Source organism: Streptomyces sp. NPDC048411 (assembly GCF_040704695.1).
In the GTDB taxonomy this organism is placed as follows: Bacteria; Actinomycetota; Actinomycetes; order Streptomycetales; family Streptomycetaceae; genus Streptomyces.
In genome coordinates, this window is sequence record NZ_JBEZKL010000004.1 from 100,190 (window position 1) to 124,948 (window position 24,759).

General features: G+C 70.2%; 24 protein-coding genes. 13 read left to right on the plus strand and 11 right to left on the minus strand.

Features of this window, described 5'->3' with window-relative positions; genetic code table 11:
* Nucleotides 1-15: 15 nt before the first annotated feature.
* The 5 genes from AB0915_RS02855 to folE all read left to right on the plus strand — a co-directional run bounded on the left by AB0915_RS02855 (nt 16) and on the right by folE (nt 6,062).
* Nucleotides 16-1,149 (plus strand): zinc-dependent metalloprotease, encoded by a 1,134-nt coding sequence (locus tag AB0915_RS02855; protein WP_366689378.1) that lies wholly within the window; start codon nt 16-18, stop codon nt 1,147-1,149.
* Between the two features lie 198 nt (nt 1,150-1,347).
* On the plus strand, nt 1,348-2,430 hold the full coding sequence (tilS, locus tag AB0915_RS02860; RefSeq protein ID WP_366689379.1) for a tRNA lysidine(34) synthetase TilS: 1,083 nt from the start codon (nt 1,348-1,350) through the stop codon (nt 2,428-2,430).
* Between the two features lie 99 nt (nt 2,431-2,529).
* A complete protein-coding gene (hpt, locus tag AB0915_RS02865; RefSeq protein ID WP_072487175.1) occupies nt 2,530-3,069 on the plus strand; it encodes a hypoxanthine phosphoribosyltransferase in 540 nt (179 codons plus the stop codon).
* A 215-nt stretch (nt 3,070-3,284) separates the two neighbouring features.
* Entirely contained in the window at nt 3,285-5,312 is a 2,028-nt protein-coding gene (ftsH, locus tag AB0915_RS02870; RefSeq protein WP_366689380.1) for an ATP-dependent zinc metalloprotease FtsH, read from the plus strand.
* Between the two features lie 144 nt (nt 5,313-5,456).
* Complete coding sequence (gene folE, locus AB0915_RS02875; RefSeq protein ID WP_366689381.1) at nt 5,457-6,062, plus strand: GTP cyclohydrolase I FolE; 606 nt, start codon at nt 5,457-5,459, stop codon at nt 6,060-6,062.
* Nucleotides 6,063-6,321: 259 nt separating this feature from the next.
* Here the strand turns inward: folE and AB0915_RS02880 are convergent, their stop codons facing one another.
* The 6 genes from AB0915_RS02880 to AB0915_RS02905 all read right to left on the minus strand — a co-directional run bounded on the left by AB0915_RS02880 (nt 6,322) and on the right by AB0915_RS02905 (nt 11,281).
* A complete protein-coding gene (locus tag AB0915_RS02880) occupies nt 6,322-6,804 on the minus strand; it encodes a DUF3180 domain-containing protein (RefSeq protein WP_366689382.1) in 483 nt (160 codons plus the stop codon).
* Between the two features lie 98 nt (nt 6,805-6,902).
* On the minus strand, nt 6,903-7,514 hold the full coding sequence (gene folK, locus AB0915_RS02885; RefSeq protein WP_366689383.1) for a 2-amino-4-hydroxy-6-hydroxymethyldihydropteridine diphosphokinase: 612 nt from the start codon (nt 7,512-7,514) through the stop codon (nt 6,903-6,905).
* On the minus strand, nt 7,511-7,870 hold the full coding sequence (folB, locus tag AB0915_RS02890) for a dihydroneopterin aldolase (protein ID WP_366689384.1): 360 nt from the start codon (nt 7,868-7,870) through the stop codon (nt 7,511-7,513). Before folB ends, folK begins: the two co-directional genes overlap by 4 nt.
* A 214-nt stretch (nt 7,871-8,084) precedes the next feature.
* Nucleotides 8,085-8,552 carry a nuclear transport factor 2 family protein gene (locus AB0915_RS02895; RefSeq protein ID WP_366689385.1) on the minus strand — a complete coding sequence of 156 codons (468 nt, stop codon included), beginning with the start codon at nt 8,550-8,552 and terminating at the stop codon, nt 8,085-8,087.
* On the minus strand, nt 8,549-9,346 hold the full coding sequence (gene folP, locus AB0915_RS02900) for a dihydropteroate synthase (protein ID WP_366689435.1): 798 nt from the start codon (nt 9,344-9,346) through the stop codon (nt 8,549-8,551). The genes AB0915_RS02895 and folP overlap by 4 nt, the downstream gene beginning before the upstream one ends.
* A gap of 93 nt (nt 9,347-9,439) precedes the next feature.
* The gene (locus AB0915_RS02905; protein ID WP_366689386.1) at nt 9,440-11,281 is read right to left on the minus strand and encodes a phosphatidylglycerol lysyltransferase domain-containing protein; all 1,842 of its coding nucleotides are present in this window, start codon (nt 11,279-11,281) and stop codon (nt 9,440-9,442) included.
* 140 nt (nt 11,282-11,421) lie between these two features.
* Here AB0915_RS02905 and AB0915_RS02910 point away from each other — a divergent pair, with 140 nt between their 5' ends.
* The gene (locus tag AB0915_RS02910; RefSeq protein ID WP_366689387.1) at nt 11,422-12,543 is read left to right on the plus strand and encodes an alpha/beta hydrolase-fold protein; all 1,122 of its coding nucleotides are present in this window, start codon (nt 11,422-11,424) and stop codon (nt 12,541-12,543) included.
* Between the two features lie 75 nt (nt 12,544-12,618).
* Here AB0915_RS02910 and AB0915_RS02915 read toward each other — a convergent pair whose 3' ends face one another.
* Nucleotides 12,619-13,797, minus strand: coding sequence for a betaine/proline/choline family ABC transporter ATP-binding protein (locus AB0915_RS02915; protein ID WP_366689388.1), 1,179 nt, complete (start codon nt 13,795-13,797; stop codon nt 12,619-12,621).
* A 130-nt stretch (nt 13,798-13,927) separates the two neighbouring features.
* Between AB0915_RS02915 and AB0915_RS02920 the strand changes: the two genes are divergently transcribed.
* From AB0915_RS02920 to AB0915_RS02935, 4 genes are all read left to right on the plus strand, one after another.
* Nucleotides 13,928-14,641: an ABC transporter permease gene (locus AB0915_RS02920; protein ID WP_366689389.1), complete on the plus strand. Its 714-nt coding sequence runs from the start codon at nt 13,928-13,930 to the stop codon at nt 14,639-14,641.
* Between the two features lie 3 nt (nt 14,642-14,644).
* Nucleotides 14,645-15,319, plus strand: a complete 675-nt coding sequence (locus AB0915_RS02925) for an ABC transporter permease (protein ID WP_366689390.1) — start codon at nt 14,645-14,647, stop codon at nt 15,317-15,319.
* Nucleotides 15,320-15,378: 59 nt separating this feature from the next.
* Nucleotides 15,379-16,356, plus strand: a complete 978-nt coding sequence (locus AB0915_RS02930; protein ID WP_366133539.1) for an ABC transporter substrate-binding protein — start codon at nt 15,379-15,381, stop codon at nt 16,354-16,356.
* 106 nt (nt 16,357-16,462) lie between these two features.
* Nucleotides 16,463-17,467, plus strand: coding sequence for a hypothetical protein (locus AB0915_RS02935; RefSeq protein WP_366689391.1), 1,005 nt, complete (start codon nt 16,463-16,465; stop codon nt 17,465-17,467).
* Between the two features lie 30 nt (nt 17,468-17,497).
* On the opposite strand, the gene AB0915_RS02940 is transcribed toward AB0915_RS02935, so the two are convergent.
* Both AB0915_RS02940 and AB0915_RS02945 read right to left on the minus strand, forming a co-directional pair.
* Nucleotides 17,498-18,640 (minus strand): NADH-quinone oxidoreductase subunit D, encoded by a 1,143-nt coding sequence (locus AB0915_RS02940; RefSeq protein ID WP_366133541.1) that lies wholly within the window; start codon nt 18,638-18,640, stop codon nt 17,498-17,500.
* A gap of 115 nt (nt 18,641-18,755) precedes the next feature.
* Nucleotides 18,756-19,766: an SAM-dependent methyltransferase gene (locus AB0915_RS02945; protein ID WP_366689392.1), complete on the minus strand. Its 1,011-nt coding sequence runs from the start codon at nt 19,764-19,766 to the stop codon at nt 18,756-18,758.
* 96 nt (nt 19,767-19,862) lie between these two features.
* Here AB0915_RS02945 and AB0915_RS02950 point away from each other — a divergent pair, with 96 nt between their 5' ends.
* Nucleotides 19,863-21,062, plus strand: a complete 1,200-nt coding sequence (locus AB0915_RS02950) for a sensor histidine kinase (protein ID WP_366689393.1) — start codon at nt 19,863-19,865, stop codon at nt 21,060-21,062.
* Between the two features lie 43 nt (nt 21,063-21,105).
* Nucleotides 21,106-21,783, plus strand: coding sequence for a response regulator transcription factor (locus AB0915_RS02955; protein WP_366689394.1), 678 nt, complete (start codon nt 21,106-21,108; stop codon nt 21,781-21,783).
* Nucleotides 21,784-21,917: 134 nt separating this feature from the next.
* Here the strand turns inward: AB0915_RS02955 and AB0915_RS02960 are convergent, their stop codons facing one another.
* On the minus strand, nt 21,918-23,030 hold the full coding sequence (locus AB0915_RS02960; RefSeq protein WP_366689395.1) for a DUF5937 family protein: 1,113 nt from the start codon (nt 23,028-23,030) through the stop codon (nt 21,918-21,920).
* A 104-nt stretch (nt 23,031-23,134) separates the two neighbouring features.
* On the opposite strand from AB0915_RS02960, the gene AB0915_RS02965 reads away from it, so the two are divergent.
* Nucleotides 23,135-23,401: a hypothetical protein gene (locus tag AB0915_RS02965; protein WP_366689396.1), complete on the plus strand. Its 267-nt coding sequence runs from the start codon at nt 23,135-23,137 to the stop codon at nt 23,399-23,401.
* Between the two features lie 99 nt (nt 23,402-23,500).
* Here the strand turns inward: AB0915_RS02965 and AB0915_RS02970 are convergent, their stop codons facing one another.
* Complete coding sequence (locus tag AB0915_RS02970; protein ID WP_366689397.1) at nt 23,501-24,700, minus strand: beta-eliminating lyase-related protein; 1,200 nt, start codon at nt 24,698-24,700, stop codon at nt 23,501-23,503.
* Nucleotides 24,701-24,759: the final 59 nt, after the last annotated feature.

Consider the following 24,759-nt stretch of genomic DNA (forward strand, 5'->3'; position numbering starts at 1 on the left):
ACGTACGGTTGACGCATGACGAGCATCGGTGGTGCCGAGATGGTCGACTGGAATCTCGCGGTCGCGACCGCGACCCGGCTCGTGCGGCCGGGACCCGACATCAGCCGCGAGGAGGCCCGCGAGGTCGTCGCGGAGCTCCGCAGACATGCCAAGGCGTCGGAGGAGCACGTCCGCGCCTTCACCCGGATGATCCCGGAAGGGGCCGAACCGGAGGACACCCCGGTCCTGGTCGTCGATCGGGCCGGCTGGATCAGGGCGAACGTCGCGGGCTTCCGGGAACTGCTCCGCCCGCTCCTGGCGAAAATGGAGAACCGGCGCTCCAGCAGCCCCGGCGGTGCCGTGCTCGGCGCGGTCGGCTCCAAGGTGACCGGCGTCGAGCTGGGTATGTTGCTGTCGTTCCTGGCCTCCCGGGTTCTCGGACAGTACGAGACGTTCGCCCCCGCGAGCCATGAGCTCCCGGCCTCCCTCAGCGGCGGCGGCAGACTGCTGCTCGTCGCCCCGAACGTCGTCCACGTCGAGCGCGAACTCGACGTCGACCCGCACGACTTCCGGCTCTGGGTCGCGCTCCACGAGGAGACCCACCGCACCCAGTTCACCGGTGTCCCTTGGCTCCGCGACCATCTGCAGGGCGAAATCCAGTCGTTCCTCGAGGAAACCGACGTCGACCCGATGACCGTGCTGGAACGGCTCCGCGAGGCCGCCCAGTCGCTCGCCGGCAGCACGCCCGAGGGCGAGGAGGGCGAGGACGGCGGCCGCAGCTTCGTCGAGATCGTCCAGACGCCCGCCCAGCGCGAGATCCTCGGCCGGCTCACCGCCGTGATGTCCCTGCTCGAAGGACACGCCGACTACGTGATGGACGGTGTCGGCCCCGAGGTCGTCTCCTCCGTCGGAGAGATCCGGGAGAAGTTTCAGCAGCGCCGGGCGCGAGGCGCCAGCCGCCTCGACCAGGCGTTGCGCAAGCTCCTCGGCCTCGATGCCAAACTGCGCCAGTACCGGGATGGCGAGCGGTTCGTGCGCGCCGTCGTCGACGAGGTCGGTATGGACGGCTTCAACCGGGTCTGGACCTCCCCGAACACGCTCCCCACCAAGGCCGAGATCGCCAAACCGGTGGACTGGATCGCGAGGGTGCACCGTAAGGCAGAGCCGTGATCATGAGGCGGCCGACGGGGAAAGCCGGAAGAAGTACGCCCCGGTAATCACCCATCCGAGGGACCGTAGGGGCATGGGAAGGCGTGCAATGCTCGATGAACGGCTTGGCTCTGTCACCATCGACGCACTCTGGGTGACGGCACTCTTCCCGTCCCGACGCTCCGAGGCACTCCCAAAACTTCACGAAGGGCACCGGACATGGGTCCCCATCCTGCGGTCGCGGCGATACGCCTGGCGGTCCGCCGCGTACTCCACGACGTACTGAACGAATTCGCCGAACGCACCGAACGCACCGAACGCGCCCCGCGCCCCGAGCTCGCCGAAGCCGGCCCGGGCAGGCGGCGCCCCGCGCTCCCCGAACGCCCCGACGCCCCGCTGGTGCTGGTGGCCTGCTCCGGCGGCGCCGACTCCATGGCGCTCGCCTCCGCCCTCGCCTTCGAGGCCCGCAAACTCGCGGTCCGGGCCGGCGGCATCACCGTCGACCACAATCTCCAGGACGGGTCCGACGTCCGCGCCGCCGAGGTCGTCGCCCGCCTCGCCGCCATGGACCTCGACCCGGTGGAGGCCGTCGCCGTGCAGGTCGGCCGCGACGGCGGACCCGAGGCCGCCGCCCGCGACGCCCGCTACGCAGCCCTGGACGCCGCGGCCGAGCGTCACGGCGCCGCCGCCGTCCTGCTCGGCCACACCCGTGACGACCAGGCGGAGACCGTCCTGCTCGGCCTCGCCCGCGGCTCCGGTATCCGCTCGCTCTCCGGCATGGCCGCCGCCTCCGGCCCGGCCGGCCGCTACCGCCGCCCCTTCCTGCAGCTCGACCGGCAGACCGCCCGCAAGGCGTGCCTGGTCCAGTCCCTGCCCGTCTGGGACGACCCGCACAACACCGACCCCGCCTACACCCGCTCCCGGCTGCGCCACGAGGGCCTGCCCGCCCTGGAGAAGGCCCTCGGCAAAGGCGTCGTCGAGGCCCTGGCCCGGACCGCGCAGCTGTCCCGCGACGACGCCGACGCCCTGGACACCTGGGCCGCCGAGGCCGACACCGCCGTACGGGACGACGCCGGGCAGCTGGACTGCGCCAAGCTGCACGCGCTGCCTCCCGCCGTACGCCGTCGGGTGCTGCGCCGGGCGGCCGTAGAGGCAGGCGCTCCGGCCGGTTCTCTCTTCGCCCGCCACATCGAGGAAGTCGACCGCCTGATCACCGGCTGGCGCGGCCAGCAGGCCATCAACCTGCCCGGCCGCGTCGAAGCCCGGCGCCAGGGTGGCAGACTGGTGATTCGGCAGAGCTGAAGCACAAGCGGCTGACATGCAGGCGAGCGGCTGCGCACGGCCGGGGCACCACCCCGGACCGGGCAGGCAAAGAAAGAGACGTGGGTGAACGAGAAGGACATGGGCACCGACCTTCAGTCGGTGCTCCTCACCAAGGAAGAGATCGACGCGAAGCTCGTCGAGCTGGCCGCGAAGATCGACGCGGAGTACGCGGGCAAGGACCTGCTCATCGTCGGCGTCCTCAAGGGCGCCGTGATGGTGATGGCGGACCTGGCGCGCGCGCTGTCCACCCCCGTCACGATGGACTGGATGGCTGTCTCCTCGTACGGCGCGGGCACCCAGTCCTCCGGTGTCGTCCGGATCCTCAAGGACCTGGACACCGACATCAAGGGCAAGCACGTCCTGATCGTCGAGGACATCATCGACTCGGGCCTGACCCTGTCCTGGCTGATGTCGAACCTGGGTTCGCGTGAACCCGCCAGCCTGGAGATCTGCACCCTGCTGCGCAAGCCGGACGCGGCGAAGGTCGCGCTCGACTGCAAGTGGGTCGGGTTCGACATCCCCAACGAGTTCGTCGTCGGCTACGGGCTGGACTACGCGGAGAAGTACCGCAACCTGCCCTTCGTCGGCACGCTCGCCCCGCACGTCTACGGCGGCTGAAGGCCTCGCAGCCCTCCTCCGGCCCGCGCCCGACCCGGGTGCACCCCCGGGAACCCCTGACGGGTTCTCGCCGTTGGAGCCTTTGAAGGCGGGTTTGACAGACGGCCCAGGCGGTCACAGGCGACAATGCTGGGGTACCGTCCGAAGAAACAGTCTTTTCTCACAGCAGCATTTACCTACGGGCAGGAGGGACGGGGCGACTTCGCTCCGTATGGATGGACGTGAAGCGATACTTCCGTGGGCCGGTCATGTGGATCGTGCTGGCCGTCCTCGCCGTGGTCGTGTTGATGCAGGTCGTCGGCTCGTCGGGCGGCTACAAGACGGTGGACACCGGCAAGGTGATCCAGGCGATCAGCAAGAACCAGGTGGACCAGGCCAAGCTGACCACCGGCGACGAACAAATCCTCAAGATCGAGCTGAAGAACGGCCAGAAACTCGCGGGCGAGTCCGGCAGCAAGTTCCAGGCGAGCTACATCGGTGACCAGGGTGTCCAGCTCGCCGACACGCTGCAGAAGAAGTTCGAGAGCGGTGACATCGAGAAGGGTTACACCGTCTCGCCGTCGAAGCAGTCCCCGTTCATCTCGATCCTTCTCTCGCTGCTGCCCTTCGTCCTGATCGTGGTCGTCTTCCTGTTCCTGATGAATCAGATGCAGGGCGGCGGCTCCAAGGTCATGCAGTTCGGCAAGTCCAAGGCCAAGCTGATCACCAAGGACACCCCGAAGACGACCTTCGCCGATGTGGCGGGGTCCGACGAGGCCGTCGAGGAACTCCACGAGATCAAGGAGTTCCTCCAGGAGCCGGCGAAGTTCCAGGCCGTCGGGGCGAAGATCCCCAAGGGCGTCCTGCTGTACGGGCCTCCCGGTACGGGCAAGACGCTGCTCGCACGCGCCGTCGCGGGCGAGGCCGGCGTTCCGTTCTACTCGATCTCCGGTTCCGACTTCGTCGAGATGTTCGTCGGTGTCGGTGCCTCCCGGGTCCGTGACCTGTTCGAGCAGGCCAAGGCGAACGCCCCGGCGATCGTCTTCGTCGACGAGATCGACGCCGTCGGCCGGCACCGCGGTGCGGGTCTCGGCGGTGGTCACGACGAGCGTGAGCAGACCCTGAACCAGCTGCTCGTCGAGATGGACGGCTTCGACGTGAAGGGCGGCGTCATCCTGATCGCCGCCACGAACCGGCCGGACATCCTCGACCCGGCGCTGCTGCGCCCGGGCCGCTTCGACCGGCAGATCGCGGTCGACCGGCCGGACATGCAGGGCCGTCTCGAAATCCTCAAGGTGCACCAGAAGGGCAAGCCGGTCGCCCCGGACGTCGATCTCGGCGCCGTGGCCCGTCGTACGCCCGGTTTCACCGGTGCCGACCTGTCGAACGTGCTGAACGAAGCGGCGCTCCTCACGGCGCGCAGCAACCAGAAGCTGATCGACAACGAGATGCTGGACGAGGCGATCGACCGCGTCGTGGCGGGCCCGCAGAAGCGGACCCGGATCATGTCCGACAAGGAGAAGAAGATCACCGCGTACCACGAGGGCGGACACGCCCTGGTCGCGGCGGCTTCCCCCAACTCGGACCCGGTGCACAAGATCACGATCCTCTCCCGCGGCCGTGCCCTCGGTTACACGATGGTGCTGCCGGAGGAGGACAAGTACTCCACCACGCGCAACGAGATGCTCGACCAGCTGGCCTACATGCTGGGCGGGCGCGCGGCCGAGGAACTGGTCTTCCACGACCCGACCACCGGCGCTGCGAACGACATCGAGAAGGCCAGTGCCACGGCCCGCGCGATGGTCACGCAGTACGGCATGACGGAGCGGCTCGGCGCGATCAAGTTCGGTGGCGACAACACCGAGCCCTTCCTGGGCCGGGAGATGGGCCACCAGCGCGACTACTCGGAAGAGGTCGCGGCGCTCGTCGACGAAGAGGTCAAGAAGCTCATCGAGACCGCGCACAACGAGGCGTGGGAGATCCTCGTCGAGAACCGCGACGTTCTCGACAACCTGGTTCTCCAGCTGTTGGAGAAGGAGACCCTCGGCAAGGAGCAGATCGCCGAGATCTTCGCCGGAATCGTGAAGCGTCCGGCCCGCCCGGCATGGACCGGCTCCGCACGGCGTACGCCGTCGACGCGGCCGCCGGTGCTCTCGCCGAAGGAGCTCGCCCTCACCAACGGGGTCACCACGGCCAACGGGTCGGCCCCGGCGGACACCGCCGCGGCCACCGAGGCGATCCCTGAGGACCGTCCCGAGAGCTAGTGCGGACCCCGGTGTGGCCCCTGTCACGGGGGTCCGCCGACCCGGAATGGATGCCGCGCCCCCCAGGTTTTAGCCTGGGGGGCGCGGCTTTTTGTATGTCTGCGCGATGTCCGCGCAGGTGACAGCTGAAGGAACGAGGCACAGATGACCGACCCGGTGACGCTGGACGGCCAGGGTTCGATCGGTGAGTTCGACGAGAAGCGGGCCGAGGCAGCGGTGCGTGAGCTTCTCCTCGCCGTCGGGGAGGACCCGGACCGGGAGGGGCTGCGTGAGACACCGGGACGGGTGGCGCGGGCGTACAAGGAGATATTCGCGGGTCTGCACCAGCAGCCCGAGGACGTCCTGACGACCACGTTCGACCTCGGCCACGACGAGATGGTGCTGGTCAAGGACATCGAGGTGTTCTCGACCTGCGAGCACCACCTGGTGCCGTTCCGTGGGGTCGCGCATGTCGGGTACATCCCGGCGACCACCGGCAAGATCACCGGCCTGTCGAAGCTGGCCCGGCTGGTCGACGTCTATGCCCGGCGCCCGCAGGTCCAGGAGCGGCTGACCACGCAGATCGCCGACTCACTGATGAGGATCCTGGAGCCGCGCGGAGCCATCGTCGTCATCGAGTGCGAGCACATGTGCATGTCGATGCGCGGCATCCGCAAGCCCGGGGCGAAGACGCTGACCTCGGCGGTACGCGGCCAGCTCCGTGACCCCGCGACGCGCGCCGAGGCGATGAGCCTGATCATGGCCAGCTGACGGCCTCCCCCGCGACAGGGGGTGGATCAGTGAGCGGCGTCGTGCGGCTTCGACGGCAAGGCGGAGGACGGAGTCGACGCGGAGGGGGCACCTCCCACGCCCTTAAGGCTGTGGGGGAGTCGGTGACCGACGAGAACGCCGCAGGGGCCCCTCCCTGCTCGAGCGAAGCCGAGAAGCTTGGGTGAGGAGTCGCAGGGCGTCGGGAGCCCACTCCCTGTCGCGCGGGAGGTGGTGCCGGTGGCCGGGCGGGGGCGGAGCGTCAGGCCGAGGCGGCGCTCTTGTCGTCGTCCTTGTCCTCCGGGAGCTTGCAGACGCGTTCCAGGAACAAGGCGGCGGCGACCACCCCGATCCCGGCCAGCACCGCGAAGCCGGCGTAGATCGCCTGGTCGCGGCGGGCCGGAATGTCGAGCGAGCCGAGCAGGAAGACCCCGGTGCCGCCGTACAGGCCGGCGACCAGCGACACGACGAGGGCGCTGGCCTGGCCGAAGACCACGGCGCGGGCGGCCATCAGCGGCTCGACACCTTTCGCCCCCGGGCGGCGCTCCCGCTGCGCGCGCAGCCGGGAGCGGATGGAGAGCGCCGTCGCGAGCAGGATGACGGCGATCACCGCGAGCACGATGGGCGCAGCGATCGGCACGCTCGGCAGGGTCGCGAGGGAGTCCCAGAGGCGGGCACCGCCCCAGGACAGCACGCCGGCCGCGGCGAAGAGTCCGGCCAGTACTCCGAGCCGTAGTTGCTTCACCGAGAAAGCCGCCCTTCGCCGTCGGCCGACCGGGCCGTCCGCCCATCTGTCCGGCTGTCTGTTCTGTGTTCTGTGCTGACCTGCCCTGAGCCTAACGACTACTCGGGCAGGCGGAGTTCCAGATCGGTCCGGGGGCGTATGCCGTCGCGGCCGATCGTGCCGAGCAGCTCCGCCACCGGGCCGTGGTCGGGCAGCTGCGCCTCGGGGGCGACGTCGTACCACGGGGCGAGCACGAAGGCCCGCTCGTGGGCCCGGGGGTGGGGAAGGGTCAGCGCCGGGTCGTCGGAGACCACATCCGCGTACGCCACGATGTCCACGTCGATGGTGCGCGGGCCCCAGCGCTCCTCGCGGACGCGGTCGAAGGCCTCCTCGATGGCCTGGCCGCGCTCCAGGAGGGAGGACGGGGGCAGCGTCGTCTTCACGACGATCACCGCGTTGAAGTACGACGGCTGGGAGCCGGGGGCGACACCCCACGGCTCCGTCTCGTACACCGGGGACACCGCCTTGACCCGGAGGCCGGGGGTGTCCTCCAGGGCGTCGATGGCGCCCTGCAGGGTCTCCAGGCGGTTGCCCAGGTTGGAGCCGAGCGAGATCACGGCCGGTTTGGGGTTGGAGAGGGTGATGTCCGCCGCGTCGACCTGCTCGACCACGGACGCGGGCACCGGCTGTACGGTCGGGTCGCTCTGCCCCTCGGTAGAAAATGCTGTCATGCTCGGCTCCGGGTGATGGTGATGGTCACGTCGTCGAACGGGACGGTGATCGGCGCATCCGGCTTGTGCACGACGACCTCGACCTCCTCGACGCCTTCGTGTCCCAGGCACTTCTGGGCGATGCGCTCTGCGAGTGTCTCGATCAGATCGACCGGCTCTCCCTGCACGATGTCGACGACCTCCTCGGCGACCACGCCGTAGTGCACGGTCTTGGTCAGGTCGTCCTCGGCTGCCGCGGGGCGGGTGTCGAGGCCGAGAACCAGGTCGACGATGAAGGTCTGGCCCTCTTCCCGTTCCCGGGGAAAGACGCCATGGTTCCCACGGGCCTTGAGGCCGCGCAGCGCGACACGATCCACGCGAATCACTCCTGCTCTTGTTGGTCGTAGAGACACGGGGCCGCGTGCGGACGGCAAGGTGCCCTGTTTCGAATCTACCTGCGAGCGCGGACAGTGCTCGCCCGCGGGGGCTATGGACGGGACCGTGCGGGGCTGGTGGGCGCTTCGCCTACCCCGCAAGCCCGGAGTTCAATCCCCGGGGGCGTATCCGCACGGGGCCGTGCCCCGCAGGGGGTCAGGAGGGCGATTCGTCCTCGTCCTCGTCCTCGGTCAGCACCGGGGACCCGTGATGGGACCAGAGCTTCCAGCCGTCCTCGGTGCGGCGGAACACATTGGTGGCGACGACGAGTTGGCCGACCAGCGGTCCGAGCTCGCCGCCATTCTCCGCGGGACCGCCGCTGAGGATGTTCTCGGTGCAGGTGACCAGGGCCGTGTCCCCGGTCATCGAGACCCCGACATCGGTCAGGAAGAACTGGATGTACTCGGTGTTCGCCATGATCAGGGCGTAACTGCGCAGTACCTCACCGCGTCCGCTGAGCACCGGCCAGCCGGGGTGGACGCAGGAGATCGTGAGGTTCTCGCCGGGCAGCCAGAGCCCGGAGAGCTCGTCCAGGTCGCCGCGCTCCATCGCCTCGTAGAAGGCGGTGTTGGCCTGTTCGACCGCTGCGATGTCGGCGGCCACCTGTTCCTGGTCGTCGCTCACGTGGCTCCCTCGACGGCGCGGGCGACCCGGACGGCGTCGGCGGTCGCCCGGACCTCGTGGACCCGGACCGCCCAGGCGCCCGCCTGGGCGGAGAGGGCGGAGATCGCGGCGGTGGCCGCGTCGCGTTCCCGGGCGGGTGGCGGTGCGGCGCCCTCACCGGCCAGCACATGGCCGAGGAACCGCTTGCGGGAGGCGGCGACCAGCAGGGGGCGGCCCAGCGCGCGCAGTTCGTCGAGGTGGGCGACGAGGGAGAGATCGTGGGCGGCGTCCTTGGCGAAGCCCAGGCCGGGGTCGATCACGATCCGTTCGGGGGCGACACCGCCCGCGACCACCGCGTCCATCCGCGTCCGCAGTTCCGCGACGACCTCGGCGACGACGTCCTCGTACACCGCACGGCTGTTCATCGACTCGCTGAAGCCACGCCAGTGCATGACCACGAACGGCGCTCCGGCGGCGGCGACGACCGGGATCATGTCCGGGTCGGCGAGCCCGCCGCTCACATCGTTGACCAGCGCCGCGCCTGCAGCGACGGACTGCTCGGCGACCCGGGCCCGCATGGTGTCCACGGAGACCGTGATGCCTTCCTCAGCCAGCCCCCGGACGACCGGGATCACGCGCCTCAGCTCCTCGGCCTCGTCCACCCGGCTGGCACCGGGACGGGTCGACTCGCCGCCGACATCGACCAGATCGGCGCCTGCGGCGACCAGGTCGAGGCCGTGCTTGATCGCGGCCGTGGTGTCGAACCAGCGGCCTCCGTCGGAGAAGGAGTCGGGGGTCACATTCACGACACCCATGACCGCACAGCGGTCCCACTCCGGCAGGCCCTGGACCGTGCCTCGTCCACGCAACGTACTCATGCGACCAGCGTAGGCCCGTACGGAGTGGTGTTACGCCGCGCCGGCACCGTGCTCCGGTCCGGGACCCGGTGTGTGCGCGCAGGGCCGGGGCCGGGCGGCCGGGAATCGGCGGGTGAACGGACGGGGCAGCCCGACGTTGACGAAGCCCTCGGCCTGCATCGCGGCGAACGAGATCCGGGGCAGGTCGCGGCTGGTGCGGTAGACGACGAAGCGGGGCTCCCAGCGGGGCTGGAACTTGGCGTTGAACTTGTAGAGCGACTCGATCTGGAACCAGCGCGACAGGAAGATCAGGAGCCCGCGCCAGCCCCGCAGCACCGGGCCCGCGCCCAGTTTCTCGCCGCGGGCGAGCGCCGAGCGGAACATCGCGAAGTTCAGCGAGACACGTTCGATGCCGAGCCGGGGCGCGTCGTGCAGGGAGGCGACGATCAGCAGCTCGTTCATCCCGGGGTCGGCGGCGCGGTCGCGGCGCATGAGCTCCAGGGACATGCCGTCCGTGCCCCACGGGACGAAGTGGAGCACAGCCTTCAGATCGCCGTACGGGGAGTCGGCGGTGTGCTCGTCGGCCTTGTGGGCGGTGGCGATGACGCAGTCGCTGTCGGCCGGGTCGCCGATCCGGCCGAGCGCCATGGAGAAGCCGCGCTCGGTATCGGTGCCGCGCCAGTCGGCGGCGGCCCGCCGGATGCGGGCGAGCTCGGTCTCGCCTATATCGCGGACGCGCCGGACACGGGTTTCGTAACCGTTCCGCTCAATGCGCTTCACCATCTGGCGCACGTTGCGCATCGCGCGCCCGGCGAGCGAGAAATCCGCGACATCCACCACCGCCTCGTCGCCGAGCTCCAGCGCGTCGAGCCCGGTCTCGCGGGTCCAGACCTCGCCGCCCGTCTCACTGCAGCCCATCACCGCGGGGGTCCAGGAGTGTGCCTTGGCCTCGTCCATGAAGCGTTCGATGGCGCCCGGCCAGGCCTCCACGTCACCGATCGGGTCGCCGCTGGCCAACATCACCCCGGACACCACGCGGTAGCAGACGGCGGCCTTGCCGCTGGGGGAGAAGACGACGCCCTTGTCGCGGCGGAGCGCGAAGTGGCCGAGCGAGTCGCGGCCGCCATGCTTGTCGAGGAGGGCCCGTAGCCGGACCTCGTCCTCCTCGGTGAGCCGGGCGGCCGGATGTTCGGGGCGGAACGCGAGGTAGATGGTGGTGACGGCGGTCAGCAGACCGAGTGCGCCCAGCGAGTAGGCCACGGTCCAGGAGGTCACTCCGGCGTACTCGACGGGGCCCTCGAAGCCGAAAAGTCCGTACAGGACGTGCTGGAGACGGTCGGCGATGGAGGGGTTGCCGACGACGTGGCCGGGGTGAACGGAGACGATGATCAGCCCCAGGCCGAGCGAACCCGCTCCGAGGAGAACAAAATTGGCCAGCGCCCTCCAACGGCTGCGCGGGTCGGGGAGCGCGGCGAACTCACTCCGGTGGCGGACCAGCAGAGCGCAGAGCGTGAGGGAGACGAGGGTGCCGAGGATTGAGTGCCGGTAGACGAACTGTGCTGCCGCGCCTGCCGGCAGCAGGAACACGGCGGCGCGCCAGGCCCGCCGTTTGTGCCGCTTGAGGCCGTGGGCGAGGAGCAGCAGCAGGACGCCTGCGCTCAGCGACAGCGCGGCGGCGAAGGGGCCGAGGGCTCCTGGAAGGACTTCGGCGAGCGTGTGCATCCGGCTGTGCCGGAAGCGCGGGAACACCCCTGCGGCGACGTCGATGAGACCGACGAGGCTGCAGGAGGCGCCGACGAGCGCCGGTACGGATTCGGGGCGCGGTCCGCGTACGAACTTGCGTACAGCGTTCGGAACCGATCCCGATTTATCCCCATCTAGCGTGATAGACATCGCTTCCCGTGGCTCCGCGAGAGATTCTTGAGTCCGTCGGCCGAAGCGGTCCGGACAATGTGCGACCTCTAGGACGAGGCTTCCGGGCGGTGGGTTCACCCGCAACCCGGAAAATTCCTGACAAGAAAGCTCACCCAACCATGGGGCTCACCAGCAAGACATTTCTGATCCTGTCCGCTGTGCTCACCGTCGTTCTGTTCGCTGCCACGGTCCTGATCTGGCCGAGACTGGCCCGCCGCAGTGTGCCTGCGGTGTTCGGCCGGGTCGGCCTGCTGCTGGCGACCCAGGTGATGGTCTTCACATCGGTCGGCCTGATGGCGAACAACTCTTTTCAGTTCTACGGCTCCTGGGCCGATCTCTTCGGTGGGCAGCAGGAACTGGGCGTGGTCACGGACGGGGCGGCCAGGACCCTGGCGTCGAAGAACATTGTCCGGGTCGGGATACAGCAGCCGAACGTCCCCGGTGATTTGCGCCCGACGGTGGCCGGCCGGATCGACAAGGTCGTCATCGAGGGGCGACGGTCGAAGATCAAGAGTTCGGCGTACGTGTATCTGCCGCCGGAGTACTTCCAGCCGGAGTACGCCAACCGGAAGTTCCCCGCGGTCGTCGTCCTCACCGGCTATCCGGGCGTCGCGGAGAACCTCCTGAAGGGTCTTGCGTATCCACGCACCGCACTCGATCGGGTGAAAGCCGGACGGGCACAGCCAATGATCCTGGTGATGCTGAGGCCCACGGTCGCGCCGCCGCGGGACACCGAGTGCGTGGACATAGCGGGCGGGCCGCAGACCGAGACGTTCTTCGCGAAGGATCTGCCCCAGGCGGTCTCGGACTCGTACCGGATCGGGAAGCGGGCACGGAACTGGGGCATCATCGGCGACTCGACCGGTGGGTACTGCGCACTGAAGATCGGCCTGCACCACCCGGACAGGTTCGCGGCGAGCGTCGGTCTGTCCGCGTACTACAAGGCGGCCGAGGACCCGACGACCGGTGACCTCTTCCACGGCAACCGGGCGGAGCGCGAGCGCGCGAACCTGCTGTGGTGCCTGGACCATCTGCCCCAGCCCAACTCGTCGTTTCTGGTGACGACGTCACGGCACGGCGAGGGGAACTACCGGAGTACGAAGAGGTTCATGGCGAAGGTGAAGGCGCCCGCCCAGGTCTCCTCGATCGTGCTGGACAGCGGCGGGCACAACTTCAACACCTGGCGGCGGGAGATCCCTTCGGCGCTGGACTGGCTGAGCAGCCGGCTGAGCGAGAACTGACCGGGTGCGGCGGGCTCGTGGAGATGCCGGGCGGGTGCCCCCGGTTCAGAGGAGCTCCCATTTGGTGAGCTCCTCTCAGAGCGAGCCTGCCCGGGCCACCGTCTCCACGTTCACGGCGGCGCGCGGCAGGTCCTGGGCGTCCGCGTCGATCGAGCGGCGCAGCGCCTCATGGAGGCGGGCGGGGGTGAGCACTCCGAGGAACCGGCCGGTGCTCTCCTTGTCGATGACCGCGATCCAGCCCGCGTCGTGCTGCAGCATCGTGGCGAACGCCTGCTTGAGCGGGGCGCCGACGGGGAGCCACGCCTCCATGCGGCGGGCGTGTTCGCGGACCGTGCCCTTGGCCTCGGTGAGGGCGGTGCCTGCCGGGATCCAGCCGTGCAGATGGTCGTCGGCGTCCAGGACGACGGCCCAGCGCGCACCCTCGGCACGCAGCCGCTCGGTCGCCCGGGAGAGCGGGTCGTCCAGATGGACGACGGGCGGCTGGTCGAGGTCGTTCTCCTCGATGGGGGTCACGGAGAGCCGCTTGAGGCCGCGGTCGGCGCCGACGAAGTCCGCGACGTACGGGGTGGCGGGGGCGCCGAGCACGGTCGCGGGGGAGTCGAACTGCTCGATGGAACCCTGTCCGTAGACGGCGATGCGGTCGCCGAGCCGGACGGCTTCCTCGATGTCGTGCGTGACGAACAACACGGTTTTCCGGACCTGGGCCTGGAGTTTGAGGAATTCGTTCTGCAGCCGTTCACGGACCACCGGGTCGACCGCGCCGAAAGGCTCGTCCATCAGCAGTACCGGCGGATCCGCGGCCAGCGCCCTGGCCACTCCCACGCGTTGGCGCTGACCACCGGAGAGCTGGTCCGGATATCGGTCACCATAAACGGAAGGATCGAGTCCGACGAGGTCGAGGAGTTCGGCGGCGCGCTCGCGGCCCTTTCCCCGCTTCCAGCCGAGGAGATGAGGAACCGTCGCGGTGTTCTCCAGCACCGTCTTGTGCGGAAACAGCCCGACCTGCTGGATCACATAGCCGATACGGCGGCGGAGCTGCACGGGGTCGATGGCGGATATGTCGTCCCCGCCAAGGAATATCCGGCCCTCGGTCGGTTCGACCAGCCGGTTCACCATCTTCATGGTGGTGGTCTTGCCGCAGCCGGACGGCCCTACGAGCGTGACCAGTTCGCCCTCGGCCACTTCGAAGGAAAGGTCGTCGACTGCGGTCGTGCCGTCGGCGTACCGCTTGGTGACGTGCTCGAAACGGATCATGGTTCCCCATTGTGGCGCGTGTTCTGTGAAGGACATGTTGCTGGAACACAACGGCCTCGGTGATTGTCAGTGGTCGGGGATAGAGTCGCCAGACATCAGTACGGACAGGCAACCGGGAGGTGGGGGACGGATGGCCGGACAGAACTGCCTGGTGACGAACGACTGGATCTGCGGTGAGTATCTCCGTTCCCGTAGCCAGGAGTTGACCGATGCGACCGTTCAGCACATCTGGCTCACCGCTGTCTCGGTGGTGATCGGACTCCTGGTGGCATTTCCGCTGGCGCTGCTCGCGCGCCGCAGCCGGCGTATTGCGGGACCGGTGCTCGGACTGACGACGGTGCTCTACACCGTGCCGTCGCTGGCGATGTTCTCGCTGCTGCTGCCGCTGTTCGGGCTCTCGGCCGCACTGGTCGTCACCGGTCTGGTGCTGTATTCGCTGACCATTCTCGTACGGAACATCCTGGCCGGGCTCGAAGCCGTGCCGCAGGAGGCGAAGGACGCCGCGAAGGGCATGGGATACGGGCCGGGCCGACTCCTGTGGGAGGTCGAACTCCCGCTCGCCCTGCCCGCGGTGATGGCCGGGGTCCGGATCGCCACCGTCTCCACCATCGCGCTGACCACGGTCGGCTCGATCGTCGGCAGAGGCGGCCTCGGCAACCTCATCGAGGACGCCCTGCCGAGCTTTTTCAAGGCGCAGGTGCTCACCGCTTCGGTGCTCTGCGTGCTGCTCGCGGTGGCCGCGGACCTGCTGCTGCTCGGGGTGCAGCGGCTGCTGACGCCCTGGACCCGCATACGCACGACGCGCGACGCCGTGGGTGCGGTCGCCAAGGTGAAGGCGGCCTGACCCATGGGAGTACTCGGCGAGGCCTGGACCTGGCTGACCACCGGCGCCAACTGGTCGGGGGAGAGCGGGGCGGGGCACCGGCTCGGCGAGCATCTGTACGTCAGCGGGGTGTCACTCGCGCTGGCCTGCGCGATCGCGCTGCCGGTCGCTCTGTACCTGGGGCACATCGGGAAGGGTGGCGCACTGGCCGTGAACCTCTCCAATGTGGGGCGGGCGATTCCGGTCTTCGCGGTGCTGGCCCTGTTCATGGTGTCGCCGCTGCGCAACGCCGGTTATGTGCCGACGATCAGCGCGCTGGTCCTGTTCGCCGTGCCGCCGCTGCTGACCAACGCCTATGTCGGGATGACGGAGGTGGACCGGTCGGTGGCCGAGGCGGCGCGCGGCATGGGGATGTCGGGCGGCCAGCTCTTCGTACGGGTCGAGCTCCCGCTCGCCTACCCGATGATCATGGCCGGCCTGCGCTCTGCGGCGGTCCAGGTGATCGCCACGGCGACGATCGCCGCCATGGTCGGTCAGGGCGGGCTCGGCCGCATCATCACCGCCGGCTTCAACACGTACAACACACCGCAGGTGGTTGCCGGAGCGCTGCTCGTCGCCGTGCTCGCCCTGGCGGTGGAGGCCGTGCTGGTGGGGCTGGACCGGGCCCTGTCGCCGCTCCGCCGCCGCCGGACCGCCTGACCCATCCGATTGCCCGACACGACTTGTAATCAGCCCTGTTGCTGTGGACGGAGAACATCATGAGCAAGACCTCGCGCATAGCGGGCGCGGTCATCGGCATGGTCGCGCTGGCCGGCTCGCTCGCCGCCTGCGGCGGCGACAGCCTGGAGAAGGACAAGGGTGGCTCCGCCGCGTCCGGTGACTCGGGGAAGAAGGGCTCGCTCGTCGTCGGCGCCGCGGCCTTCACCGAGTCCAAGGTGCTCGCCGAGCTGTACGCGCAGATCCTCGGCGACACCGGATACAGCACCTCGGTCACCACGGTGAAGAACCGGGAACTGTACGAGCCGTCCCTGGAGAAGGGCGAGATCGACGTCGTACCCGAATACGCGGCGACGATCGCCGAATTCCTCAACGCCAAGGCGAACGGCGCGAAGACGGCCGAGAAGAATCCGGTCGCCTCCGGTGACGCGGCGGCCACCACCGCCGCGCTGGAGAAGCTCGCCGCCCCGCGCGGACTGAAGGTGCTCCCGTACGGCGAAGCGGTCGACCAGAACGCGTTCGCGGTGACCAAGGAATTCGCCGACAAGAACAAGCTCAAGTCCCTTTCGGATCTGGGTGCGTCCAAGCTGAAGGTGAAGATCGCGGCGGGTGACGAGTGCGAGGTGCGGCCCTTCTGCGCACCGGGTCTGAAGAAGACGTACGGCATTGATGTCACCGGTATCGACCCGAAGGGAGTCGGCACCCCGCAGTCCAAGCAGGCCGTCAAGGACGGCAAGGACCAGCTGGTCCTCACGACCACCACGGACGCGGTGCTGGACAGCTTCAACCTGGTGTTCCTGGAGGACGACAAGAAGCTCCAGAATGCGGACAACGTCATTCCGGTTCTCAACGCCAAGGACGCCGGAGCGCAGGACATTGCCGATGCGCTCGGCAAGCTCACCAAGACGCTCACCACCGAGGACCTCGCGGAACTGAACCGCAAGGTCGACGCCGAGCGTGCCAAGCCGGCCGATGTGGCCAAGGACTATCTGCAGTCGAAAGGTCTGATCAAGAAGTAGGAAGGGACCGCTTCGGGGGCCGTCGGGCAACCCGTCAGGTAACCGCCGTGGAACAGATCGCCGGGCGGCCTCCCAAGCGACCCGTACACACGGTAAATTTCAGGCCATGCCACGTGGACGTCATCGCCATTCGCCACCTCTGCACAGAATCCTTCCGCCTTCGGTCGTCGCCGGAGCGTCGGTCGTCTGTGCTGCAGGCGCCTGGCTCCTCGCCGAGCCCCTGGTCCTGCGCGGACTGGTCGCCGTCGCTGCGGCCGCCGCCGTCACCGGTGCGTATCTGATGCGCTCCTGGGACCAGGAGGCCGGCCGTCGCGTCGCGGAACTGATGCGTGCCCGCGCAAACGACGAATGGAAGACCGAGGAGCGCGTCGCGGAGCTCGAGGCCGACCTGGAGGAGTCGCGGGCCCTGCGTGTCCGGCTGGAGACGAAGCTGCGCCGCAAGCGTGTGGAGCTCGCCGGTCTGCGCGGCGAGCACGCCGCACTGCTGCGCCGTTACGCCAACGCCGAGACCGAGCGGGCCAGCGCGCTGGAGGGACGCAGGCAACTCGCGCTCGAAGCGGCCGCCTCGCCCCAGGAACTGCCCACCGGCCGCTCCACGCCGACACCGGCCGCGTATGCGCGCGCCGCCCAGGCCCTGCAGGACCTCACCCGCAATGCCGCGCTTCAGGAGGCCCGCCGCACCGCCGAGCGGGCCAGGAAGCGCGATCTCGCGGAGCGCGCCCTAGAGGCGGAGGAGCGCAAGGGGAAGCACGTGGCGGCCGCTGTCGAGCAGCACCGCCGCCCGTCGGCCGCCCTGCCTCAGGCCCGCCCGTCCACCGCGCTCCCCGCGCCGCGCGCCGTCCCGGCAGCCAGTGCGGTCGTTCCGTACGCCGCGTCCCGCCGCCATCCGGTGCCGCAGGGCAGCTTCGACTTCTTCGGTACGCAGAAGGCGCGCGCCGCGATCGAGTCCGTGCAGAACGAGGACCTCGCGGATGTGGTCGGCGAGGAGGCGCTGGCAGCGCACCGCACGGGGACGGCGCAGAACCGCGCCGTCGGCAAGGTCATCGACCTGACCGCGCACGACGAGACGGAGCAACTGGACGTCGTGGAGCTGCGCAGCGCGATCTCGTAGGCCCTGTCCTGCCGCCGGTCGTCGGCGCAGCTACTTGTCGATGTCGCCGACGACGAAGAACAGCGAGCCCAGGATCGCGACCATGTCGGCGACCAGTGTGCCCGGCAGCAGTTCGGTGAGCGCCTGGATGTTGTTGTACGAGGCGGAGCGGAGCTTCAGCCGGTACGGGGTCTTCTCGCCCTTGGACACCAGGTAGTACCCGTTGATCCCGAGCGGGTTCTCGGTCCAGGCGTAGGTGTGGCCCTCAGGGGCCTTCAGCACCTTGGGCAGCCGCTGGTTGATCGGACCGGGCGCCAGCCCGGCCATCCGGTCCAGGCAGGCGTCCGCCAGGTCCAGCGAGTTGTGGGTCTGTTCCAGCAGGCACTCGAACCGGGCCAGACAGTCGCCCTCGGTGCGGGTGACGACCTTGAGGGTGTCCTGCAGCTCCCCGTACGCCAGATACGGCTCGTCGCGCCGCAGATCGAAGTCGACCCCGGAGGCGCGGGCGATCGGCCCGGACACCCCGTACGCGTGCACGGTCTCGGCGGACAGCACACCGACACCGCGGGTACGGCCCCGGAAGATCTCGTTGCCGAGCACCAGCCGGTCGTACACGTCCATCCGTGAGCGGACCGAAGCGACGGCGTCCCGGGCGCGGCCGAGCCAGCCCGCCGGAAGGTCCTCCTTGAGACCGCCGACCCGGTTGAACATGTAGTGCATCCGGCCGCCGGAGACCTCCTCCATCACGGCCTGGAGCTCCTCGCGTTCCCGGAAGGCGTAGAACACCGGGGTGATGCCGCCCAGTTCGAGCGGGTACGAGCCGAGGAACATCAGGTGGTTCAGCACCCGGTTCAGCTCGGCGAGCAGCGTCCGCGTCCAGACCGCGCGCTCCGGGACCTCCATGCCGAGCATCCGCTCGACAGCCATCACGACACCCAGCTCGTTGGAGAAGGCCGACAGCCAGTCGTGACGGTTGGCGAGCATCACGATCTGCCGGTAGTCGCGCGCCTCGAAGAGCTTCTCCGCACCGCGGTGCATATAGCCGATGACCGGCTCGGCGTGCTGGATCCGCTCGCCGTTGAGAACGATCCGCAGACGGAGCACGCCATGTGTCGAGGGGTGCTGCGGCCCGATGTTGAGCACCATGTCGGTGCTCTCCGCCGCGCCACCGATGCCGACCGTCGTCTCCGTCATACGGCCAGTATTCCCTGCGCGCCGCCCCGCGCGCTTTGGGCCCCGGGCTTTCCGGCCCGTCCGCCCGGGACCCCGGGCCGCGTTGCCTCCGGGGCGCCGCCGCGGAGCCCGCTCGTCAAACACCGGAGGGGCTCGACAGGCTGGTGGCCCCGACCCGTTGCATCAGCCACTCGAAATCGCCCAGCCCGCCCCGTGCGGTCAGCTCGGCCGCCTCGCCCGCCGACGCCAGCGCCCGCACATACGCCGCCGGGTCGGTCGAGGCGAGTGCGAGCGGCGGCCGCTCCCCGCTGACCCCCAGCCCCCGCAACGCCTCCCGCTGATCCACCACCTCCGGCTCCGTGCCGCCCCTCGCACCCGCCGCCGCGCACGCGTCCAGCGCCACATGCGAGGTCAGGTCGCAGCTGCCGTCCGGCACCGGCCGCACCTCGCGCCCGGCCCGGAAACCGGTCAGCGTGCCGAACGGCGGCCGGGCCTCCCGTACGTGGGCGTAGTCGACCGCCACCGCGAGCCCTTCGGACAGGGTGGCGACCGCCCGCGCCCACGCCTCGTCGCGCGGCCGCCCGATCTCCGCGCGGCTGCCGGGACCGGCCGACGGCCACCAGCGGCGCAGCCACTCGGCGTCCGCTCCGGTCACCGGTGCGCCCAGCCGTTCCGTGCCGTCCACCGTCCGGACAAGCACATACCGGTCGACGCCGTCCGCGTCGGTCTCCGTGACCGGCGTCGGCACGTTGTCCAGCCACTCGTTGGCGAACAGCAGCCCCCGCACCCCCTGCGGCGGCTCGGCGCACCACTCGATCCGGGGGTCAAGCCCCGGCGGCCGGGCGGCGATCTCCACCGCGTACGCCCGTACCGCGAGCCCCGCCGGAGCGATGCCCGGCAGCGCCGCCAGCACCCCCGTCAGCAGCTCGCCCCGCCCGGCCCCGAGGTCGACCAGATCGACCCGGTCCGTGCCCAGCTCCCGCGCCGTCCCGGCCAGCAGTCTGGCCACGGCGGCGGCGAACAGCGGTGAGGCATGTACGGAGGTACGGAAATGCCCGGCAGGCCCCTCGGGGCTGCGGTAGAACCCCCCGTCCCCGTACAAAGCGGCCTGTGCCGCCTCCTGCCACCCACGCCACTCATCCGTCACGGAGCCAAGTCTCCACCCTGGGGAGTATGGTCCCGGGAACCGGATCGGCCCTTCGGCTGACCCAGTCACCCGTCGGCCTTCCCTACGCTGGGTCACGTGCAGCGCCTCTACGACTTCATCCGCAGACACCCGACGGGCGTCGACATCTTCTGGGCTGTCGTCCTCCTCGGTCTCTCCGGCCTGTCCGTGGTGGCCGACTCGGGCCGCGGATCGGAGCGGCTCCCCGCCGTGCCGGTCATCATCGGCCTCTGCCTGGTCGTCGCGCTGCGCCGCAGGGCACCGGAGAAGATGCTGCTGCTCGCCGTCGCGATGGGCGTCGCGCAGCTGGCGTTCGGTGTCAGACCGAGCGTCGCGAACTTCGCCATGCTGGTGATCATCTTCACCGTGGCCACGATCGGTGAACGCTGGGCGTCCCGGCTCGCGCTGGTGTGCAGTCTCTCCGCGGCCGCTCTCTCACAGCTGCGCTGGCCGAACGAGATGCGGGGCGGCTGGGCGCAGGAGGTCTTCGTCGCCGTCGTCATGACGGTGCCGTTCGTGCTCGCCTGGGTGCTCGGCGACTCGATGCGGACCCGGCGGGCGTACTTCGACCAGCTGGAGGAGCGCGCTGCCCGGCTGGAGCGGGAGCGCGAGGCGCAGTCGAAGGTCGCGGTGGCCGCCGAGCGGGCCCGTATCGCCCGCGAACTGCACGATGTCGTCGCACACAACGTCTCCGTCATGGTGGTGCAGGCCGACGGTGCGGCGTACGTGATGGACGCGGCGCCCGACCAGGCCCGGCAGGCCCTGGAGACGATCTCCAGCACCGGCAGGCAGGCCCTTGCCGAGATGCGCCGGCTGCTCGGCGTGCTGCGGACCGGCGACGCCCGGGAGAGCGGGGAGTACGTTCCGCAGCCCGACGTCGAGCAGATCGAGGAACTGATCGAGCAGGTCAGGCAGACCGGCCTGGCAGTGGACTTCAAGATCGAGGGCACCCCGCGCCCGCTCCCCAGCGGGGTCGAGCTGACCGCGTACCGCATCGTGCAGGAGGCTCTGACCAACACCCGTAAGCATGGGGGCCCGGACGCCGGTGCGAGTGTGCGGCTGGTCTACTTCGACGACGGGCTCGGGCTGCTGGTCGAGGACGACGGCCGGGGCGCCGCGCACGAACTGTACGAGGACGGCGGCGCCGACGGCGCGGGCCACGGGATGATCGGCATGCGGGAGCGGGTCGGCATGGTCGGCGGCACGCTCGACGCCGGGCCGCGCCCCGGCGGCGGTTTCCGGATCAGCGCGCTGCTGCCGCTCAAGCCCGCCCACTAGCCGGCTGACCCTTGCCGGACAGGAACAGGAGACAAGGACCCTCATGGCGATCCGCGTGATGCTCGTTGACGACCAGGTGCTGCTGCGCACCGGTTTCCGGATGGTGCTCGCAGCCCAGCCGGACATGGAGGTCGTCGCCGAGGCCGGCGACGGCGCGGAGGCGATCGAGAACCTTCGTTCCACCGCCGTGGATGTGGTGCTGATGGACGTCCGCATGCCGAGGCTGGACGGTGTCGAGGCGACCCGGCGCATCTGTGGCATGCCCGATGCGCCCAAGGTGCTCATCCTGACCACCTTCGACCTCGACGAGTACGCCTTCTCCGGACTGAAGGCGGGGGCCAGCGGCTTCATGCTCAAGGACGTGCCGCCGGGTGAGCTGCTCGCCGCGATCCGGTCGGTGCACAGCGGAGACGCGGTCGTCGCCCCGTCCACCACGCGGCGACTGCTCGACCGCTTCTCGCCCCTGCTGCCGAGCAGCGGCAGCGAACCGCAGCACAAGGACGTCGGCAAGCTCACCGAACGCGAACGCGAGGTGATGCTGCTGGTGGCGCAGGGCCTGTCGAACGGCGAGATCGCGGCACGCCTGGTGCTGTCCGAGGCGACGGTGAAGACGCACGTCGGCCGCATCCTCACCAAGCTGAACCTGCGCGACCGGGTGCAGGTCGTCGTCCTCGCGTACGAGACGGGGCTGGTGCGGGCCGGCGGGGGCGGGGCGGGCTGACCGGCATCGCGGCCTCTCCGCGGGACCGTCCGGGCTCACAGCCTGTCGGGCGACCTCTGACCAGGCGGACGAAGGTCACCCGACAGGCTCTCAGGCGCAGGCGGCTGGACCGGGCCCACGGCGCCCGGTGCCGCTCACCGCAGCACACCCTCCAGGAAGTCGCTGCCGAGCCGGGCCACCACGGTCAGGTCCAGCTGGTGCAGTACGTAGCGGCCGCGGCGGCGCGTGGTGACCAGGCCGGCCTTCTTCAGTACCGAAAGATGCCGGGAGACCTCGGGCGCCGTGATGTTGTGCGAGTCGGCGAGTTCACCGGTGGTGTACGGGGAACGGGCGAGGTTGCGGCACAGGCGCATCCGCAGGGGGTGGGCCAGCGCCTCCATCCGCAGCTGCAGGAGCTCGACCGAGGCGGGGGACGGCAGCTCCGGGCGGTGCACCGGGTAGTGGATCACCGGGCGCCAGCCGGGTGCGTGCAGCACCATCAGATGCGGCCAGCCGAAGCTGGACGGGATGAGGGTCAGCCCGGCGCCGATGGACGGGTCGGTCGCGGTGGTCGAACCCTCGGTCATCTTGTCGACGCTGATCCGGCTGCCGCTCTCGTCGAGCGAGAGCGCTGCGGACACCGCGCCCAGCGCCTCGCCGACGCCCTTGCGTCGCAGCAGATCCGTCTTGTGCCGGGCGTCGGCGACCAGCTGGACCTGGACTCGGCGCCAGGTGTCCGCGAAGAACGCCTCGTCGCAGTCCTCGAAGAGGCGCCGGACCCAGCGGCGTACGGGGGCGGGGTTGGCCAGCAACTGCTGGGTGAACTCCACCTGCCGCGGACCGCGCGCCGCCGCCATGTCCAGGGCGCGGGCGCGCATGCCCGGGTCGCTGAGCGGGGAGGGGGCGCCGATCCCGTACAGGCTGGCGCAGGTGAACTCCAGGGCGGAGGCGACGAACCGCTCATCGTCCAGCCGGTCGAGGATGTCGAGGTCCTCGGCGAGCGTCGCCCCGGTCCTGCCGTCACCGCCGCGGACCCCGGCGAACGCCATGAAGACGTCCGAGAACGTGTTCCGCCACAGGAACTCGGCCTCGTGCAGACGGTCGGCCAGGTCCGGCTCCAGCGCACTGCCGGTCGCCGTCGCCCAGCCGTGCAGGCCGGGGTGGTGCCCCGGCTCGGAGAGCGCATGCAGCGCGAGCCCCAACTCGGCGAGGGGCGAGGTCTCGAAGACGATGCGTTCGGACGGCAGTCCCGCGATGTCGATGTTCACGCTCACCCCTCCATAGTGCGGGGTGCGGCGAGAGCGTCACGCGCCATTTGACGGTGGTCGTCAATCGACGGGCCGGACCTGCCGGAGCGGCTCAGGCTGAGGTCATGGACGCGATGCAGCAACACATGATCGACAGCTACCGCGCAGCTCAGCACGGGGAAGAGCCGCCGCCACTGCCTGGCCGGCACGACTGGGAGGTCGTGCGGCAGGCCCGCGACGCCCGCCGCTTCGAAGCGGTGATCGAAGGCCGCCCGGCGTACCGCCGCTGGAGAACGGCCCTCCGAGAACGCCTCACCCGCCGCCCGCCGGGCACCGTCGGCCGGTCCGGCAGCCCCGCCCGGCCCGTCGGTCCCGGCCCGTCCGGCGTGTGAGGACGGAACGGGTCCTCGGACGACCGGGGCGCCCGCTGACCGGGCCGGTGGCCCTGGCGCCACCGGCCGCCCCGTCCGGCGGTCGAGGACGGACAGGCCCTAGGCCAGTCGCCGCACGAACTCCCCCACCGCCTCCCGCACATCCCGTTTCGTCCACTCCAGCCCCGCCTCCGCCACCGTGACCTCCGTGTACGAGATCCCGGGCGGCCCCGCGGTGGCCGGGTGCCACCTGCGGAAGAGCGCCACGCCCGTCTCCTCCGCCTGCCGCACTGCCGCCTCCGTCAGGGCATCCGCCGGATACGGCAGCCACACCTGGAACTGCTGCGTGTGAGGCGGTTCCGGATGCACCCGGAACCACGGCACCGCGGACTCCGCGAACCCGTCGGTCAGCGCCCCGGCCACCACCTTCGCCTGCGCCACGTACGAAGCCAGTTTCGGCAGCTCCCGTTCCAGGCCGATCAGCGCGGCCAGTGCCGCCGGGAACTGCTGGAAGAGCTGCCCGCCGTACCGGTGGCGCCAGGTGCGCGCCTCCTCGATCAGGGACTCGGGACCGGCGAGCGCCGCGCCCGACAGCCCGCCGAGGCTTTTGTAGAACGACACGTACACGCTGTCCGCCAGCGCCGCGATCTCCGGCAGGTCGCGCCCGAACCGGGGGGCGCACTCCCACAGCCTCGCGCCGTCTATGTGCACCACCGCATCACGTTCGCGCGCGGCCGCCACCACGGCCTCCAGCTCCTCCCACTCCGGCAGGACGAAACCGGCGTCGCGCAGCGGCAGCTCCAGCATCAGCGTGCCGAACGGTTCGGCGAAGTCGCGGATCTCCTCCGCGGTGGGCAGCCGCGGCGCGGACGTCGGGTGGACGGTACGCAGCCCGCTCACCGCCCCCAGCGCGCCGCGCTCGTGCACCTCGGGGTGGGCGAGCGGGTGCAGCGCCACGGTCGGATTGCCGGTGCGCCCCGCCCAGCAGCGCAGGGCTACCTGCTGTGCCATCGTCCCGGTCGGGAAGAACGCCGCCGCCTCCATGCCCAGCAGCCCGGCGATCCGCGTCTCCAGCTGGGCGACGACGCCGTCGCCGTAGATGTCCACGGGCTGGTCCGGGTCGGAGACGGACGCGGCGTGCGCGGCGAGGTCGGCCAGTTGTTCTCCGAGGGTGCGGTCGACCTGCGGCCGCGCCAGGGCCCGCTCGGCCCGCCGCCAGGCGCCGATCCGGCGAAGGCGCTCCGCCTGTTCGTCGTCCGGGGAGCCATCCCGTACCTCGTCGCGTACCTGCACCTGCACCTGCTCATCCGTGTCTGCCATGGGACGATCATCACGCAGAGCGCCGCCCCCGCCCATACCATTTCGCGGCCCCTGCCCCG

Bases quoted from the DNA above. Each gene is read 5' to 3' on its own strand.
- AB0915_RS02965 (WP_366689396.1), top strand. From the start codon at position 23,135: ATGGACGCGATGCAGCAACACATGATCGACAGCTACCGCGCAGCTCAG.
- AB0915_RS02925 (WP_366689390.1), top strand. From the start codon at position 14,645: ATGGGAGTACTCGGCGAGGCCTGGACCTGGCTGACCACCGGCGCCAAC.
- AB0915_RS02915 (WP_366689388.1), bottom strand. From the start codon at position 13,797: ATGATCCGTTTCGAGCACGTCACCAAGCGGTACGCCGACGGCACGACC.
- ftsH (WP_366689380.1), top strand. From the start codon at position 3,285: ATGGACGTGAAGCGATACTTCCGTGGGCCGGTCATGTGGATCGTGCTG.
- AB0915_RS02910 (WP_366689387.1), top strand. From the start codon at position 11,422: ATGGGGCTCACCAGCAAGACATTTCTGATCCTGTCCGCTGTGCTCACC.
- AB0915_RS02935 (WP_366689391.1), top strand. From the start codon at position 16,463: ATGCCACGTGGACGTCATCGCCATTCGCCACCTCTGCACAGAATCCTT.
- AB0915_RS02930 (WP_366133539.1), top strand. From the start codon at position 15,379: ATGAGCAAGACCTCGCGCATAGCGGGCGCGGTCATCGGCATGGTCGCG.
- AB0915_RS02905 (WP_366689386.1), bottom strand. From the start codon at position 11,281: ATGTCTATCACGCTAGATGGGGATAAATCGGGATCGGTTCCGAACGCT.
- AB0915_RS02970 (WP_366689397.1), bottom strand. From the start codon at position 24,700: ATGGCAGACACGGATGAGCAGGTGCAGGTGCAGGTACGCGACGAGGTA.
- folK (WP_366689383.1), bottom strand. From the start codon at position 7,514: ATGACAGCATTTTCTACCGAGGGGCAGAGCGACCCGACCGTACAGCCG.
- hpt (WP_072487175.1), top strand. From the start codon at position 2,530: ATGGGCACCGACCTTCAGTCGGTGCTCCTCACCAAGGAAGAGATCGAC.
- AB0915_RS02955 (WP_366689394.1), top strand. From the start codon at position 21,106: ATGGCGATCCGCGTGATGCTCGTTGACGACCAGGTGCTGCTGCGCACC.
- tilS (WP_366689379.1), top strand. From the start codon at position 1,348: ATGGGTCCCCATCCTGCGGTCGCGGCGATACGCCTGGCGGTCCGCCGC.
- folP (WP_366689435.1), bottom strand. From the start codon at position 9,346: ATGGGTGTCGTGAATGTGACCCCCGACTCCTTCTCCGACGGAGGCCGC.
- AB0915_RS02855 (WP_366689378.1), top strand. From the start codon at position 16: ATGACGAGCATCGGTGGTGCCGAGATGGTCGACTGGAATCTCGCGGTC.
- AB0915_RS02940 (WP_366133541.1), bottom strand. From the start codon at position 18,640: ATGACGGAGACGACGGTCGGCATCGGTGGCGCGGCGGAGAGCACCGAC.
- folE (WP_366689381.1), top strand. From the start codon at position 5,457: ATGACCGACCCGGTGACGCTGGACGGCCAGGGTTCGATCGGTGAGTTC.
- AB0915_RS02920 (WP_366689389.1), top strand. From the start codon at position 13,928: ATGGCCGGACAGAACTGCCTGGTGACGAACGACTGGATCTGCGGTGAG.